Annotated in this window: 16 protein-coding genes and 3 tRNA genes; 12 read left to right on the top strand and 7 right to left on the bottom strand. The window is 71.0% G+C overall.

Translation table 11 applies throughout. From position 1 onward, the window contains the following. Positions 1–36 precede the first annotated feature (36 nt). Together ACGF0J_RS05790 and ACGF0J_RS05795 are read right to left on the bottom strand one after the other, a co-directional pair. Positions 37–804: a sirohydrochlorin chelatase gene (locus ACGF0J_RS05790; protein WP_393142316.1), complete on the bottom strand. Its 768-nt coding sequence runs from the start codon at positions 802–804 to the stop codon at positions 37–39. A 130-nt stretch (positions 805–934) separates the two neighbouring features. Next, positions 935–2236, bottom strand: a complete 1302-nt coding sequence (locus ACGF0J_RS05795; RefSeq protein ID WP_393142317.1) for an MFS transporter — start codon at positions 2234–2236, stop codon at positions 935–937. A gap of 94 nt (positions 2237–2330) precedes the next feature. Here ACGF0J_RS05795 and ACGF0J_RS05800 point away from each other — a divergent pair, with 94 nt between their 5' ends. The 3 genes from ACGF0J_RS05800 to ACGF0J_RS05810 are packed head-to-tail and all read left to right on the top strand — an operon-like array spanning position 2331 to position 3983. Beyond that, on the top strand, positions 2331–3011 hold the full coding sequence (locus ACGF0J_RS05800) for a GntR family transcriptional regulator (protein ID WP_393142318.1): 681 nt from the start codon (positions 2331–2333) through the stop codon (positions 3009–3011). 9 nt (positions 3012–3020) lie between these two features. Then, entirely contained in the window at positions 3021–3383 is a 363-nt protein-coding gene (locus ACGF0J_RS05805) for a DUF2203 domain-containing protein (RefSeq protein WP_393142319.1), read from the top strand. Between the two features lie 24 nt (positions 3384–3407). Further along, positions 3408–3983: a CGNR zinc finger domain-containing protein gene (locus ACGF0J_RS05810; protein WP_393142320.1), complete on the top strand. Its 576-nt coding sequence runs from the start codon at positions 3408–3410 to the stop codon at positions 3981–3983. Between the two features lie 39 nt (positions 3984–4022). Here ACGF0J_RS05810 and ACGF0J_RS05815 read toward each other — a convergent pair whose 3' ends face one another. After that, entirely contained in the window at positions 4023–5246 is a 1224-nt protein-coding gene (locus ACGF0J_RS05815) for an MFS transporter (protein ID WP_393142321.1), read from the bottom strand. A 90-nt stretch (positions 5247–5336) separates the two neighbouring features. On the opposite strand from ACGF0J_RS05815, the gene ACGF0J_RS05820 reads away from it, so the two are divergent. After that, positions 5337–5966, top strand: coding sequence for an alpha-ketoglutarate-dependent dioxygenase AlkB (locus ACGF0J_RS05820; protein WP_393142322.1), 630 nt, complete (start codon positions 5337–5339; stop codon positions 5964–5966). Positions 5967–5984: 18 nt separating this feature from the next. Here the strand turns inward: ACGF0J_RS05820 and dusB are convergent, their stop codons facing one another. Next, positions 5985–7094, bottom strand: coding sequence for a tRNA dihydrouridine synthase DusB (dusB, locus tag ACGF0J_RS05825; RefSeq protein WP_393142323.1), 1110 nt, complete (start codon positions 7092–7094; stop codon positions 5985–5987). Positions 7095–7175: 81 nt separating this feature from the next. Here dusB and ACGF0J_RS05830 point away from each other — a divergent pair, with 81 nt between their 5' ends. From ACGF0J_RS05830 to ACGF0J_RS05860, 7 genes are all read left to right on the top strand, one after another. After that, a complete protein-coding gene (locus ACGF0J_RS05830; RefSeq protein ID WP_393142324.1) occupies positions 7176–7811 on the top strand; it encodes an ACT domain-containing protein in 636 nt (211 codons plus the stop codon). 41 nt (positions 7812–7852) lie between these two features. Beyond that, positions 7853–7924: transfer RNA gene (locus tag ACGF0J_RS05835), tRNA-Gly, on the top strand. Between the two features lie 13 nt (positions 7925–7937). Then, a tRNA-Cys gene (locus tag ACGF0J_RS05840) sits at positions 7938–8011 on the top strand. Between the two features lies 1 nt (position 8012). Next, positions 8013–8087 (top strand) — tRNA-Val (locus ACGF0J_RS05845). Between the two features lie 447 nt (positions 8088–8534). Beyond that, positions 8535–9047, top strand: a complete 513-nt coding sequence (locus ACGF0J_RS05850; protein ID WP_393142325.1) for a DUF6879 family protein — start codon at positions 8535–8537, stop codon at positions 9045–9047. A gap of 9 nt (positions 9048–9056) precedes the next feature. Continuing rightward, on the top strand, positions 9057–9905 hold the full coding sequence (locus tag ACGF0J_RS05855) for a helix-turn-helix domain-containing protein (RefSeq protein ID WP_393142326.1): 849 nt from the start codon (positions 9057–9059) through the stop codon (positions 9903–9905). A 634-nt stretch (positions 9906–10539) separates the two neighbouring features. Beyond that, positions 10540–10926: a hypothetical protein gene (locus ACGF0J_RS05860; protein WP_393142327.1), complete on the top strand. Its 387-nt coding sequence runs from the start codon at positions 10540–10542 to the stop codon at positions 10924–10926. 64 nt (positions 10927–10990) lie between these two features. Here the strand turns inward: ACGF0J_RS05860 and ACGF0J_RS05865 are convergent, their stop codons facing one another. Beyond that, positions 10991–11485: a DUF2087 domain-containing protein gene (locus ACGF0J_RS05865; RefSeq protein WP_393142328.1), complete on the bottom strand. Its 495-nt coding sequence runs from the start codon at positions 11483–11485 to the stop codon at positions 10991–10993. Positions 11486–11502: 17 nt separating this feature from the next. Between ACGF0J_RS05865 and ACGF0J_RS05870 the strand changes: the two genes are divergently transcribed. Then, a complete protein-coding gene (locus tag ACGF0J_RS05870) occupies positions 11503–12066 on the top strand; it encodes a hypothetical protein (protein ID WP_393142329.1) in 564 nt (187 codons plus the stop codon). Positions 12067–12227: 161 nt separating this feature from the next. On the opposite strand, the gene ACGF0J_RS05875 is transcribed toward ACGF0J_RS05870, so the two are convergent. Together ACGF0J_RS05875 and ACGF0J_RS05880 are read right to left on the bottom strand one after the other, a co-directional pair. Then, the gene (locus ACGF0J_RS05875) at positions 12228–14726 is read right to left on the bottom strand and encodes a DEAD/DEAH box helicase (RefSeq protein WP_393142330.1); all 2499 of its coding nucleotides are present in this window, start codon (positions 14724–14726) and stop codon (positions 12228–12230) included. A gap of 41 nt (positions 14727–14767) precedes the next feature. Next, the gene (locus ACGF0J_RS05880) at positions 14768–15265 is read right to left on the bottom strand and encodes a GNAT family N-acetyltransferase (protein WP_393142331.1); all 498 of its coding nucleotides are present in this window, start codon (positions 15263–15265) and stop codon (positions 14768–14770) included.

The following is a 15265-nucleotide window of genomic DNA, read 5'->3' on the forward strand; positions in this document are numbered from 1 at the left end:
AGTAAACGCCACTTTTGTGATCTCCACAAGTCCTTGTCAAGTCGCGAGTTGACTTCCGTAAGCTCGCGCGACAAGTTCGGCGATCGAGCCGTGGGCGCCCAGCGGCTCGGCGTGACCGGCGCCGATCCCGGCGGCGGCCCGTTCGAGCAGGTCGGCGGGTGCCTCGTGGCCGATCAGGCAGGGCGCGATGGCCAGCCGGTCCGCCCCGGCGGCGCGCAGCCGCTCGGCTGCCATCGGCACACCCGGCTCGCTGTCAAGTGAGGCGGCGACCACGGGCAGCGTCAGGCGGGAGGCGAGCAGCACCGCCGTGGGCTGCACGGCCTGCACGGCCCGCGTGCCGCCCACGGTGGCGAGGATGACGGCGTCCACGGGGCTGGAGACGTTCAGCAGGCGCACCCGGTCGGCGCGGGCCAGGCCGCGCTCGGCCAGCCGGATGTGCAGGGCCTCGGCGAGCAGCGGGTGCGGGCCGAGCGCCTCGGTGACGACCGCGTCCGTGCCGGCGGCCTCGACGATCGTGGCGATCTCGGCCATGACCTCGGGGTCGTCCCAGGTCAGCAGAGGCACCACGACGGCCTCCCGGCCCTGCGGCAGGGACTCGGCCAGCTCGGTGATCGGGGTCAGGCGCACCTCGATCTGCGGATGGTCGACCCGTACAACACCGGCGATCTCGGTGGCTACGCCCGAGACGTCGCCCGGCGCGGCGAGCACGAGCACAGGGGCGTCCGGCGGCAGGGAGGTGGGGACGGGGCGGCGGTGGCGGCCGCCACCCGGCCGGCGGGAACGTTCACGTACAGGGAGGCTCACAGGCGCGCAGTTTATGCGTATTGGCCCCGCTCCGTTCCGCGAATCGGTGGCGATTCAATCACAACCGTCACCCAGGCCCGGATCTTGGTCAGCGGGCCGCGGGCTTGCGGGGATCCGGCCTCGGGGCCCGTCAGGTCCGCTGGGGCAGCGGGCCGGCGGCGAGGTCGCGGTCGCGGGTCTCCGGCGCGATGGCCAGGCCCACGGCGGTGACGGCCAGCGCGGCCACCACGTACACCGACACGGCGAGCGTCGTGCCGTACACGTCGAACAGCTTGATCGCGATGATCGGGGCGAACGCGCCGCCGACGATCCCGGCCACCTGATAACCCATGGAGGCGCCGCTGTAGCGCAGCCGGGTGGTGAACAGTTCGGCGATGAACGCCGCCTGCGGGCCGTACATGGCGGCGTGGGTGACCAGCGCCACGACGGCGGCGAGCGCGATGAGCGGGAACGACCGGGTGTCGAGCAGCGGGAAGAACGCGAACACCCACACGGCCGCGCCGACCACGCCCGCCAGGTAGACCGGGCGCCGGCCCAGGCGGTCGGACAGCGCGCCGAACAGCGGGATCAGCACCAGTTGCAGCGCCGACCCGATCAGCACCGCGTTCAGTCCGACGGAGCGCTCCATGCCGAGCGGGCCGGTCAGGTAGACGATGATGTACGCCGTGAAGGTGTAGAAGGCCACGTCCACCCCGATGCGTGCGGTGAAGGCCGACAGCAGGGCGCGCGGGTGCGTACGCAGCACCTCGACCAGCGGCATCCTCGCCTTCGTCCCCGCCTGCTCCACCTGCGCGAACAGTGGCGACTCGGTGATCCGCACGCGCACCCACAGGCCGACGAGCACGAGCGCCCCGGACAGCAGGAACGGCACCCGCCAGCCCCACGACAGGAACGCCGTGTCCGGCAGGGTGACCGACAGGATGGTCAGCAGCCCGGTGGCCAGCACGAACCCCGCCGGGACGCCCACCTGCGGCCAGCTCGCGTTGAAGCCGCGCCTGCGGTCGTCGCCGTGCTCCAGCGACATGATCACCGCGCCGCCCCATTCGCCGCCCAGCCCGAGCCCCTGGACGAACCTCAGGAGCGCCAGCAGGATCGGCGCGGCGACGCCGATGCTGTCGTAGCCGGGCAGCAGGCCGATGAGGAACGTCGAGACGCCCATCACGAGGAGAGTGACCACGAGCACCGTCTTGCGCCCGGCGCGGTCGCCGAAGTGGCCGAAGACGATGCCGCCGAGCGGGCGGGCCACGAAGGCGACGGCGTTCGTGGTCAGGGCGAGCAGTGTGGCGTTGAGCGGGTCGAACGTCGGGAAGAACAGCTTGCCGAAGACGATGGTGGCCGCTGTCGTGTAGAGGAAGAAGTCGTACCACTCCAGCGACGTGCCGACCAGGCTGGCGAAGATGACGCGCCGTGTCTGCTGGGGGGAGCTTGGCATGTCGTCGCTCCTGTCCTTGTGTGGGGGCTTGTCTTCAACATAAGGATCGTTGAACAACTCGACAAGGGTTTTGTTCGATGATTGTCTGGCCCTTGTGAACGACGCTGTTGCCGATCTCGAGCGCGACCGCACCCGGCTGGGCCGCAGCAGCACCGCCGAACGGGTGGCCGACATCCTCCGCGACCGCATCAGCGAAGGCTTCTTCGTCCCCGGCCAACGCCTGTCCGAGGAGTCGATCTCCGAGGCGCTCGGGGTGTCGCGCAACACGCTGCGCGAGGCGTTCCGGCTGCTCGGCCACGAACGGCTCCTGGAGCACCGGCTCAACCGCGGCGTGTTCGTGCGGATGCTGTCCGCCGAGGACGTCGCCGACCTCTACCGGGTCCGCCGGGTCATCGAGGGCGCCGCCGTGCGGCGCGTCCCCACGCCCGAGCAGCTCGCGCACATCAAGGACGCTCTGGCCGACGCCGAACGGGCCGCCGAGCGGGACGACTGGCAGGGCGTCGGCACCGCCAACATCCGCTTCCACCAGGCCCTGGTGACCCTCAACGAGAGCCCACGGCTGGACGAGGCGATGCGGCAGCTCCTGGCCGAGCTGCGCCTGGTGTTCCACGTCATGCACAACCCGCGCGCCTTCCACGAGCCGTTCGTCGAGCGCAACCGGCGCCTGCTGGAGCTGCTGGAGTCCGGCCGGTCGGAGGAGGCCGCCGCCTACCTCGACGGCTACCTCGACGAGGCCGAGAAGCAGCTCGTGCGGGCCTACGAGCCGAACGGCTAGCGTGCCGCCATGGACAGGATCTTCACCGTGGACGAGGCGCGTGCGCTGCTGCCGTCGATCGTCGAGGACGCCCGCGCACTGGTCGCCGCCCGCGCCGACATGGCGCAGCTCGCCCACGACCGGCGCACCGCCGGCACCTCCCCGCTCGGCGGCGTCCCCGAGCTGAAGGCGCTGGAAGCCCGCATCGAGGACCTGCTGAGCGGCTGGGCGCGGCAGGGGATCGAGGTGAAGGGCGTCGCGCCCGTCCTGCTCGACTTCCCGGCCGTGCTCGACGGGGTGTCGGTGCGGCTCTGCTGGATCGAGGGCGAGACTGAGCTGCGCTGGTACCACCGCACCGAGCTGGGCTTCGCGGGCCGCCGCCCGCTCCCGTAGCCGCCACCGGCGTACGCTGCGGGGGTGAGCGTGCACTCGACCCGGGCGATGGCCGAGCGGGCCGTCGCCCTGTGCGTGGCCCTGCTGTACGAGGAGCCGTCGGCCGAGTCGGTGACCCGGGTGCTGCGCGCCCACGGCGAACGGGCCGTCGCCGAAGGGACGCCCACGGGTCAGGACGCGGCGACCGCGGGGACGGGGCTCGTTCGGGCGGGCGACGTCGCGGCGATGCGGGTGGCTGCGGGGCGGCTGGTGGAGGTGCTGGCCGCGCCCGGCGCCGACGCCGCGGCCGGGCTGCTCAACCGGATCCTCGCCGATGCGGCCCGGCCGCCCCGGCTGACCAGCCACGGCGGCACGTCGCCCTGGCACGTGCACGTGGACGCCCACGACGACGTGCCGTGGGGGGAGTGGTTCCTGGTGTCGTCGGCCATGGCCCTGGCCGTCCTGCTGGCCGACCACCAGCGGGTCCCGGGCGGCCTGTGCGCCTCGGCCGCGTGCCGCCGGCCGTACCTCGACCTCGGCGGAGGCAGCCCGCGCCGCTACTGCAGCACCCGCTGCGCCACCCGCGAACGCGTGGCCGCCCACCGGGCGGCCCGCGCCTGAACGCACCCCGGCGGACGTCCCCGTGACCCGGGCGCGGGGTCAGGAGCCGGGCCGCCCGTGCCGGCGACGCGACAGCAGCCCGTACGCCACCATGGCCAGCACCTGCAGCGCCGCCCCGGCCAGCAGGGCGAGCCCGACGTCGTACGCGGCCAGCGGACCGGCCAGCGCGGCCCCACCCGCGTACGAGGTGATCTTGAGGCTGGCGCCGGTGGTGAAGATCTGGCCGCGCAGGCGCGGCGGCGCCTCCCGGTGCCGCACCGCCATCAGGGCCGTGAGCTGCGGCCCCTCCGCCACCCCGGCCACCGCGGCGGCGAGCACGGCCAGCTCGAACGGCCCGTCGGCGTACGCCGCCCGGGCGGCCAGCGCCATGGCGGCGCCCAGCAGCAGCGTCGAACCCGCCAGGACGGTGTCGGGCCGCGGCCTCCAGCGCCGTACCCGGGTCGCCGCGGCGTTCGTGACGAGCGCGGCGGCCGCCGTCACCGCGAGGAGCAGCGCCCCGTACGACGCCTCGCCCGTGAGCTCGGCGCCGAGCAGCGGCGTGCCGACCACCAGCACGGCGAGCCCGCAGCAGGACACCATCGAGGTGACGGTCGCCCGCCTCAGCGACGCGTTGCGCGCGATGGCGGTGAATCCGGCGGCGAGCTCCCGGCGCAACGCCGCCCCGCTCGATGGGGTGCCGTCCATGAGGGCTTTGGCGGAGGGGGGTGGCGGGGTGGATCGGCGGGGTGGGAGCGTCCACGCCGGCGGGACCGCCGCGAGCAGCAGCACGGCCGACGCCAACACCGCCGTCTGGCCGCTCGTGGCCGCGGCGACCGCCGCCACCGCCGCCGGGCCGACCAGGCCGGCCACGTTGTAGCTGATCGCGTCGAGGGCGTTGGCCCGGCCCAGCCGGTCCGCAGGGACGACGAGGGGGAGCTGTGACGTCCAGCCGCCGGTCAGCGCCGGCCCCAGCAGGCCGGCCGACACGGCGAGGCCCACCAGCGCCGCGTCGGGCAGTCGCCCCAGCCCCAGCAGCACGGCGAGCAGGCCGGCGGTGTAGCCGAGCAGGCACCAGCCCACCATCCGGCCCGGCCGCCGGGCCCGGTCGAGCAGCGCCCCGAGCAGCGGCCCGCCCACGGCCGCCGAGGCGGTGAGCCCTGCCAGGAGCCACGCCCCCAGCACCGGGGACCCGCTCAGCGCCAGTCCGGCCAGGAGCAGGGCGGGACCGGACATCTCGTCGCCGGTGCGCGCGGCGACCGCGCCGACCATGTAACGGCTTAGCACGACGCAGACGTTACATGGATCCTCGCTGGGATGCACAGCGGCGGTGACCGAATCGAATGGATGTTTGATGCATCGCATACACTCGGTGACATGAAGGCTGTTTTCCAGCCGTCACTGCTCGACCTCGACCAGGACATAGCCGTCGGCACGCTCGGCGACACCGTCGAGCGGACGGTCCTCGGCCACGGGGCGTGGATCGACGTGCGGCCGGGCTGGATGACGGGCGCCGACGCGCTGTTCGAGCGGCTCGCCGACGGCGTGCCGTGGAAGGAGGAGCGGCGGCGGATGTACGACAGGGTCGTCGACGTGCCCCGGCTGCTCAAGTTCTACGACGAGGGCGAACGGCTGCCCGACCCGGCGCTCGACGACGCCCTGCGGGCCCTCAACGCCCATTACCGGTACGAGCTGGGCGAGCCGTTCCGCACAGCGGGCCTGTGCTTCTACCGCGACGGGCGCGACAGCGTCGCCTGGCACGGCGACACCATCGGCCGGGGGAGCACCGAGGACACGATGGTCGCCATCCTCTCCGTCGGCACTCCGCGCGCACTGCTGCTGCGGCCGCGCGGCGGCGGCCACTCGATCCGGCGCGACCTCGGCCACGGTGACCTGCTCGTCATGGGCGGGAGCTGCCAGCGCACCTGGGAACACGCCATCCCCAAGACCACCCGCCCGACCGGGCCGCGCATCAGCGTCCAGTTCCGACCACGCGGCGTGCGCTGAGCCGCCCGGGCTGGGCCGTCAGCCGCCCGAGACGTCCGATTCGGCGTCGGCCGGCACGGCACCGTCCCATGGGTCGTCGAGCCAGCCGTCGGGCAGCAGCACCTTGGTGCGCGCGCCCGACTTGCCGCGCGGCGTGTCGGTGTTGGGCGGCCACGGCTGGTCGTGGTCGAGCTTCGCCAGCCCCGCCCGCAGGCCGTCGAGCGACTCCGACGTGGCCAGCTCGCGCCGCAGCTCGGCGCCGACCGTGAAACCCTTGAGATACCAGCCCACGTGCTTGCGGAAGTCGGCCACCGCGTAGCGTTCGACGTCGAAGCACGCGGCCAGCCCCTCGGCGTGGCGGGCCATCACCGCCGCCACCTCGCCCAGCGTCGGCCTGGCCCGTTCCGGTGAGCCGTCGAACGCGTGCTCCAGGTCCGCGAACAGCCACGGCCGCCCCAGGCAGCCCCGCCCCACGACGACCCCGTCACAGCCCGTCTCGGCCACCATCCGCAGCGCGTCGTCGGCGCACCAGATGTCGCCGTTGCCCAGCACCGGGATCTCGGGCACCGCCTCCTTCAGCCGGGCGATGGCCGCCCAGTCGGCCACCCCGCCGTAGTGCTGCCGCGCCGTACGGGCGTGCAGGGCGATCGCCGCGATGCCCTCCTCGGCCGCGATGCGGCCCGCGTCGAGGTAGGTCAGGTGGTCGTCGTCGATGCCCTTGCGCATCTTCATCGTCACCGGCAGCGGGCCCGCGTTGGCGACCGCCTCGCGCAGGATCCGCCGCAGCAGGTGCCGCTTGTACGGCAGCGCCGAGCCGCCGCCCCGCCGGGTCACCTTGGGCACCGGGCAGCCGAAGTTGAGGTCGATGTGGTCGGCCAGGTCCTCCTCGACGATCATCGCGACCGCCCGGCCCACCGTCACCGGGTCCACCCCGTAGAGCTGGATGCTCCGCGGCGTCTCCGACTCGGCGAACCTGATCATCCGCAGCGTCTTCGGGTTGCGCTCGACCAGCGCCCGCGTCGTGATCATCTCGCACACGAACAACCCGGCGCCCTGCTCACGGCAGAGCACCCGGAACGGCGCGTTCGTGATGCCCGCCATCGGCGCCAGCACCACCGGAGGCCACACCCCGATCGGCCCAATCTTCACCCCGTCATTTGTAGCGCAGGTCCGGCTCCTACCGGTATTCGCCGATAGGCTGGGGAGCGGCATCTTCGCAGGGAGGGATGGATGCTCCTTCGTCTCCGCATCACGCTGCCCGACCGCCCGGGGTCGCTGGCCCAGGTGACCCGGGTCCTCGGCACGGCCGGAGCCGACATCACCCAGGTCACCGTGCTCGACAGGGGAGAGGGCCGGGCGGTCGACGACCTCACCGTGTACTGCCCCGAGGGCACGCCCAAGGAAGCGCTCGTCAAGGGCCTGCTCAGCGTCGAAGGCGTGTCCGTCGAGGGCGTCTGGAGCACCCGCGAGGCGCCGGGCACCTACCCCGAGCTGGAGATACTCAAATACGTCACCACGGCCGGCGACCGGGCGCTGACCACGCTGGTCGACTCGCTGCCTGTGCTGTTCAGCGCCGACTGGGCCGCCACGGCCGCCGAGCACGGCGTCGTCTACGCGAGCTGGCGCGCACCCCAGAAGGTGCCGCTGCCCGACACGGTGCCGTCGCGCCCCACGGCCGCCACGCTCGACGACGGCCTGCACGTCATCCACGCCCCGCTGCCGCCGCTCGCGCTCACTCTCATGCTGGCCCGCTCCGACGGACCCGCCTTCCACCGCATCGAGGTCCACCGGCTCACCCGCATCCTCGAAATCTTCCTCAGCCTGCCCGCGACCGAACGCAGCGTGGCGCGACAGCTCCGCAAGTGAGCATCCGCTCGGAAAACCCGCTAGAGTGGACGCGCGACAACGCGGAAGTGGCTCAGTGGTAGAGCATCACCTTGCCAAGGTGAGGGTCGCGGGTTCGAATCCCGTCTTCCGCTCGGAGTTCGGCACGGTGGAGTGGCCGAGAGGCGAGGCAGCGGCCTGCAAAGCCGTCCACACGGGTTCAAATCCCGTCTCCACCTCCAAGGACGATTAGCTCAGCGGGAGAGCGCTTCCCTGACACGGAAGAGGTCACTGGTTCAATCCCAGTATCGTCCACCACACTCCCCTGCGTACCAGGTCTGACCTGGTCGACAGGAGTCATGGCCCCAGCTCGCGGCCCACGCCGAGAGCCTGGGGCTTCTTGTTGTTCCGGGTTGATCGTGATCGTTGTCAGCACCGGCGCTGACGTTGTGCTGATGCGATCTGAGCACAATCGCTTGACGGTGACCCCTGGGCGGTTGAGGCTCGCGTGTGCAAGTCCGCGCACATCCGAAGCACTGGAGGGGACCATGGCGCTACGGTTCATCGGCATCGACGGCACGAGTGAGCACGGCGGCTGCCCCTCGGTCTGGGTCGATGACAGAGACGGAAGCTTCGTGATTCAGGGAGTCGTGGTCACGGACCAGGCCGAGCTGGACCATGTGGTGGCACGGAGCCCGCTCGCGCCCAACGAAATGATCGTTAGGCTTCCTGCACACATGCGTGGTTACCTCCTGGAGGCGTGCGGTGAACGCGAGCCCGACGTTGGACGAGTTGCTGGGGCGCTGCACGCGCTCCGCCCTGCACCTGGAGATGCGTGATGGTTACGGCTACTCAAGTCCCGGCTTCCGTGCCTGGCGTGACGGCAGACCATTCGACCGGACCGACTTCGACGCTCCCTGGGTGAAGCTGATGAGGGCAACCGTGGACCGGGGCGTCGTGGTCCGCCGCGCTCGAATCGTTTCCGAGCCGGTCAGCGACTACATCCGATATGAGCACTCCGCTACCCCCCATGCCAACCTTGCCGGTGGTGAACTGGTTCGCTGGCTACCCCGCCAAAGAGCATCCGATCTAGCGCTACCCGGCAATGACTTCTGGTTGTTCGACGGGGGGCTGGTGCGCTTCGGCCTTCACTCAGGGGACGGCGAGGCCGCCGGCTACGACTTCTCCGAAGATCCTGCGGTGGTGAAGTTGTGTGCGACAGCGTTCGAGGCTGTTTGGCGGCGCGGCATCGACCACGCGGAGTACCGGCCTACCTGATCACGGCACGTGGCATCATCACCGTCATCCAGCGCCCAGCAGGCCCGTCTCGCCATCGGCAGGCGGCTTCGGGAAATCCTTCGCGACTCCGGCCTCACCGCCAGGGCTGTGGCCCTGGCGGCCGGTTGGGACGAGTCAAAGTGCTCCCGGCTGATCAACGGCCGCACCCTGCCGACTGACGACGACATACGCGCCTGGTGCCGGATCTGCGGCGCTGAGGAAGAGATCCCTGACCTGATCGCTGCGAGCCGCGACGCCGACAGCATGTATGTCGAGTGGAAGCGACTGCAACGCGGCGGCATGAAGCGGTTGCAAGAGACGCGAGTCTCGTTGTACGAGGAAACCCGCCTGTTCCGCTTCTACTGCTCACAGTTCATGCCCTGGCCCCTTCAAACGCCCGGATACATGCGAGCCGTCCTGACTGCCTTTGCCGAGTTCCACGATGCTCCTCGCGACATCGAGGAAGCGGTCACAACACGGGCAGCCCGAAACCGCCTGCTCTACGAGGGCGACCACCGGTTCGCCATCCTCATGGAAGAGTCCGTCCTGCGCGATCGGGTCGCTGATGACGAGGTGATGGCCGGGCAGCTTGGCCAGCTTCTGGAGGGCATGTCTCTGCCATCCATCTCCCTCGGAATCATCCCCTCTGGCGCCCCTCGCAAGCTGTGGACGATGGAGACCTTCTCCATCTACGACGACAAGCGGGTGTTCGTAGAGTTGCTGTCCGCGGGCGTGACCGTCACCCAACCGCGCGAGATCGCGCTCTACATCAAGGGCTTCACCGAACTCGCGGCCGGCGCCGTATACGGCAACAAGGCACGCGCTCTGATCACGGCAGCACTCGCTGCCCTAGGCTGATCGTGCAAGTTCGCGCAAGTTCATTGAGGCAGTGAATCACCCACTCCTACCGTCGGCTCATGCCTGCCCGACAGACATCCCCCGTCGTCCCGGCCATGCCGAAGGTCTTCGTCGGGGCGCACGGCTTGCCGGAGAAGCGGCCCCCTGCCGAAGCGCGCGAATCCAGACGCTGCCACCACTGGTGTGGAGCTCCCGACTGCACGGCTTCCTGCGACCTCGACTGCGGGATCTGCCATCCGTCGGTGAACGCATGGCGGCACGGAGTGTGGCGTGAGTACACGCCGGCACCCTGGCATCAAGGTCGGCTCCCCGGCAGACAGGCCCCGGAATCATCCGGCCCGCCGCAGTGGCGGCCGACGACGCTGCGGGAGCTCGCGTCCGTCCTGCTCGACACGCTGCGGAACCCCAGCTCAAGACACCCCCGGAAGTAGCTGCCACGGGCCGACTTCCGGGGCGGCACCACCTCGGGTCGTCCGGCCCGGGCGAAGGAGGGGAGAGAGATGGACCTGTACGCGAAGGATCTCGGCCCGCTGGAGTTTCGCCGCGTGTGCGGCGGCAACCAGCAGGAGGAGGAGATGGACATGCCCGCCTGAACCAGGCACGGGCCGTCGCTCCTTCGACTGTACGGGGAACGATGCACTGGCACGCCTACACCTGGCTCGGCCACGGCCCCGACCTCAAGCACGAGGCCGAACGCCGCCCCACCGCACCGGACTTCGCCACCTCCGCACTCCCGCCGATGCGGACGGGCGACTGGCTGGCCAGACCACGCACGAGGATCGCCGAGACCTTCGACGACGCCGGCAAGGCCGCCACCTGGATGGCGGGCGAGTACGCGCCCCTGCGCCCGCCGGGCGACACGACCCCTCTGGAGCACCGCCTGGCGGGGGCCACCGATCTGCTGCCCCGTGGCGTGGACGTCCAGTGGGGCGAATGGCTCGCCCAAGGACGCTTCATCACCGTGGGTGTGATCTGCTGCCCCAACCGGCACGTGAACCATCCGTGCCCGCTGCTCCGCTGACGGCCGGCGACCGGGCCTGCCGTACGTCGTCCTCTTCACGTACCGGCCCGTCGGGGCGGGTCCGTCACACGTCCACCGGGCCGCCGCTGCGCCAGTAGAAGCCGTCCTCGCGGGACAGCAGCAGCTCGTCCACCAAATAGCGGCGCAGCGCCGCGTAGTCATCATGGAAGGCGCGCAACGTCACGTTCACGTCCTTCTCCGGGTAACGCACTCCCGGCTCGAACGCCCGCGAGATGTGGCGCAGCACCACCAGCCGCTTCTCGCGCCGCACCGGGATCGCCCGCAACCGGCCGTCCACCAGGAACGTGCGCAGGAGCCGCTCCTCCTCGCTCACCGGGGCGGCCGGCTCGGCCAGCTCCTTCAGCAGCTCGCGGAACCGCTCGGGCCGGGCCCGCCACGCCCCGTCCGGTCCGCGCTCCGCCAGGCCGCCACCGGCCAGCCGGTCGAGCGTCTTCGCCGGCCGCTCGCCGTCCACGCCGAGCAGTAACGCGGCGAACGTCCGCACTGTGTCGTCCTGGGACAGCAGGCCGAGGACCCGCCTGATCTCCTCGTCACTCATTCGTACTATTTTGAGCCATGGTCATCACACTCCTGTTAGCCGCCGCCGTCTCTATCCCCAACGGCTTCCTGCTGTACGACAAGGCCGCCTCCGTCAAGGACGACGACCCCGAGACCTCGTGGGCGGTGAGCCGCAAGACGGACGCCCCGCTCGTCGTCAACCCGTGCGAACGTCCGCGGCTCGCCCGGCAGGGCCGCACCGCGGCACGCACCATCGTCTACACGGCCGTGCCCGACTTCTCCAAGTCCGAGCAGGTCATCCTCTACACGTCGGAGTCCGCCGCCCGCAGGGCCGTCAAGGACCTGCGCGCGGCGGTGGCCGGCTGCCGGATCAGCGGCTACCGCTACAGCAGCGGCACCGTCAAGCTGGGCGACGAGGCCCTGACCGTCACCGGGCAGAGCTACCAGGGCCACCGGCCGGCCATCGGCGGCGAGCGGGCCGTGGTCGCCCGCCGCGCCAACGCCCTCATCGTCTACACGCAGGCGGGCGAGTGGGGCAAGCCGGCCAGGAGCGACTTCGCCCGGCAGGCCAAGGACGCCCGCCGCATGCTGAGCAAGATCTGTGACGTCGCCTCCTGCTGAACCCCATGCCGAATGTCTCGATCTTGCGACATGGTCATGACGTGACACGGACGTCGCGTCGAGAGCATGAACAGTGACAGCCGCGTGCCGGGACGTCCTTGCCAGTCCGTTCCGGCACACGGCTATCTTCATGTCCGGGCCCCGTCACCGGGTGCCCGGCGTCACAGCCGGTTGAGGCCGGTGACATGCAGGACCGCGCGCCCCTCCTCGTCGGAGGCGGCCAGATCCACCTGGGCGTCGATGCCCCAGTCGCCGTCGCCCGCCGGATCCTTGATCGTCTGGCGGACCCGCCACAGGCCGCTCTCCTCCTCGATGCGCAGCAGCGCGGGCCCACGCGCGTCGGCGCCGGTGAGGATCTCCTCGTGCTCGTCGTAGTAGGCGTCGAGCGCCGCGCCCCAGTCGACGTCGGGGGCCAGCTCGGCCAGCTCCTCCTCCTTCTCCAGGGCGCACAGCTCCACCAGGCGGAACATCGCGTTGCGCACCAGCACCCGGAACGCCCGCGCGTTGCCGGTGACCGGCCGCACCCTGGCCTCCAGCTCCTCCTGGCGCTCCAGCGCCTCGGCCGGGTTGGCGAGCTTCTCCCACTCGTCGATCAGCGACGAGTCGACCTGCCGGACCAGCTCGCCCAGCCACTCGATCAGGTCGACCAGGTCGTCGGTCTTGCGGTGCTCGGGCACCGTCCGCGACAGCGTCCGGTAGGCGTCGGCGAGGTAGCGCAGCACCGTGCCCTCCGAGCGGGCCAGCTCGTAGAACTGGATGTACTCGCCGAACGTCATCGCCCGCTCGTACATGTCGCGCACGACCGACTTGGGGCTGACCGTGTAGTCGCCCACCCAGGGGTGGCCCTGCCGGTAGGTCTCGTACGCGCCGAGCAGCAGGGTCTCCAGCGGCATCGGGTACATGACCTCCGCGAGGGCCTCCATGCGCTCCTCGTACTCGATCCCGTCGGCCTTCATCTGCGCGACCGCCTCGCCCCGCGCCTTCTTCAGCTGGGCCGACAGGATCTGCCGGGGATCGTCGAGGATCGACTCGACGATCGACACCATGTCCAGCGCGTAGCTCGGCGACTCCATGTCGAGCAGGTCGAAGGCGGCCAGCGCGAACGTCGACAGCGCCTGGTTGAGCGCGAAGTCCTCCTGCAGCTCGATCGTCAGCCTGGCCCGCCTGCCCTGCTCGTCGGCCTCGCGTAGCTGCTCCACGATGCCGCCGGCCAGCAGCGACCGGTAGATGGCGATGGCCTGGCTGATGTGCCGCCGCTGCCACTTGCGGTCCTCGTGGTTGTCAGTCAGCAGGTGCTTCATCGCCTGGAAGCAGTCGCCCGGCCGGTTGATCACCGCGAGCAGCATCGCGTTGCTCACCTTGAACCGCGAGTTGAGCGGCTCCGGCTCGGCCGTCTGCAGCTTCTCGAACGTCTCCTGGCTCCAGCCGACGAACCCCTCCGGCGGCTTCTTGCGCGCGTAGCCGCGTCGCCGCTTGGGATCGTCGCCGATCTTCGCGAGGGCCTTGGCGTTCTCGACGTCGTGCTCCGGCGCCTGGCAGGCGACGTAGCCGATCGTGTCGAAGCCGGCCCGCCCGGCCCGCCCGGCGATCTGGTGGAACTCGCGGGCCCGCAGTCGGCGCACCTTGTTGCCGTCGTACTTCGACAGGGCGGTGAACAGCACGGTCCTGATCGGCACGTTGACGCCGACGCCCAGCGTGTCGGTGCCGCAGATGACCTTCAGCAGCCCCGCCTGGGCCAGCCGTTCGACCAGGCGCCGGTATTTCGGCAGCATGCCGGCGTGGTGCACCCCGATGCCGTGGCGGACCAGCCGCGACAGGGCCCGGCCGAAGCGGGTGGTGAACCGGAACCCGCCGATCATCGTGGCGATGGCTTCCTTCTCGGCCTTCGTCGCCATGTTGATGCTCATCAGCGACTGCGCCCGCTCCATCGCGGCGGCCTGCGTGAAGTGCACCACGTAGACCGGCGCCTGGCCGGTGCTGAGCATCTCCTCAAGAGTCTCGTGCAGCGGGGTCATCCGGTAGGAGTAGACCAGCGGCACCGGCCGCTCGGCGTGCTTGACCACCGCGGTCGGCCGCCCGGTGCGCCGGGTCAGGTCACGCTCGAACATGGTGACGTCGCCCAGCGTGGCCGACATCAGCACGAACTGCACCCCCGGCAGCTCCAGCAGCGGCACCTGCCACGCCCAGCCCCGGTCGGGCTCGGCGTAGAAGTGGAACTCGTCCATGACGACCTGGCCGATGTCGGCCTGCGCGCCGTCGCGCAGCGCCACGTTGGCCAGGATCTCGGCGGTGCAGCAGATGATCGGCGCGCCCGGGTTGACGCTGGCGTCGCCCGTCATCATGCCGACGTTCTCGGTGCCGAAGACCGCGCACAGGTCGAAGAACTTCTCCGAGACGAGGGCCTTGATCGGCGCGGTGTAGAAGGTGCGCACGTCGCGCGTCAGCGCGGCGAAGTGGGCACCGGCCGCCACCAGGCTCTTGCCGGACCCGGTGGGCGTGGCCAGGATCAGGTTGCTGCCGGAGACGACCTCGATGAGGGCCTCCTCCTGGGCGGGATAGAGCGTGAGCCCCCGCTCGGAGTTCCAGGCGACGAACGCGTCGAAGATGGCGTCCGGGTCGGCGTCGATCTCTTCTGGCAGGCGGTCGATGAGAAGGCTCACATGCCTATCCTGCCGAAGAATGAGACGTGGTCGAACCGGCGCTAGCCCAGGGAGCGCTGCAGCAGCACCGTGTCGATCCAGTGGCCGTGCTTGAAACCGACGCTCCGCAGCCGCCCCGCCTCCCCGAAGCCGAACGCCGCGTGCAGCCGCAGCGACGCCGGGTCGCCGCTGTCGGCGACCACCGCGACCATCTGCCGGGCGCCGGCCCGCGCGGCCCGGTCGATCACCTCGCCGAGCAGCAGCCGCCCCAGCCCCCGTCCCGTCGCGCCGGGGGCGAGGTAGAGGGTGTCCTCCACGGTGTGCCGGTAGGCGGGCTTGGGCCGGTACGGGCCCGCGTAGGCGAACCCCGCCACCTCACCGTCGTCCTCCACCACCAGGAACGGCAGCCCCGCCCCGGCGATCGCGGCCCGCTTGGCCCGCCACTCCTCCACGGGGGGTGGCGTCTCGTCGAACGTGGCCACGCTGGTCTCGACGTAGTGGGCGTAGATGGCGGCGACGCCGGGCAGGTCGGCGTCGGACACGGGGCGAAGCTTCGTCAT

This window comes from Nonomuraea sp. NPDC047897 (assembly GCF_043204415.1).
Taxonomy (GTDB): domain Bacteria; phylum Actinomycetota; class Actinomycetes; order Streptosporangiales; family Streptosporangiaceae; genus Nonomuraea.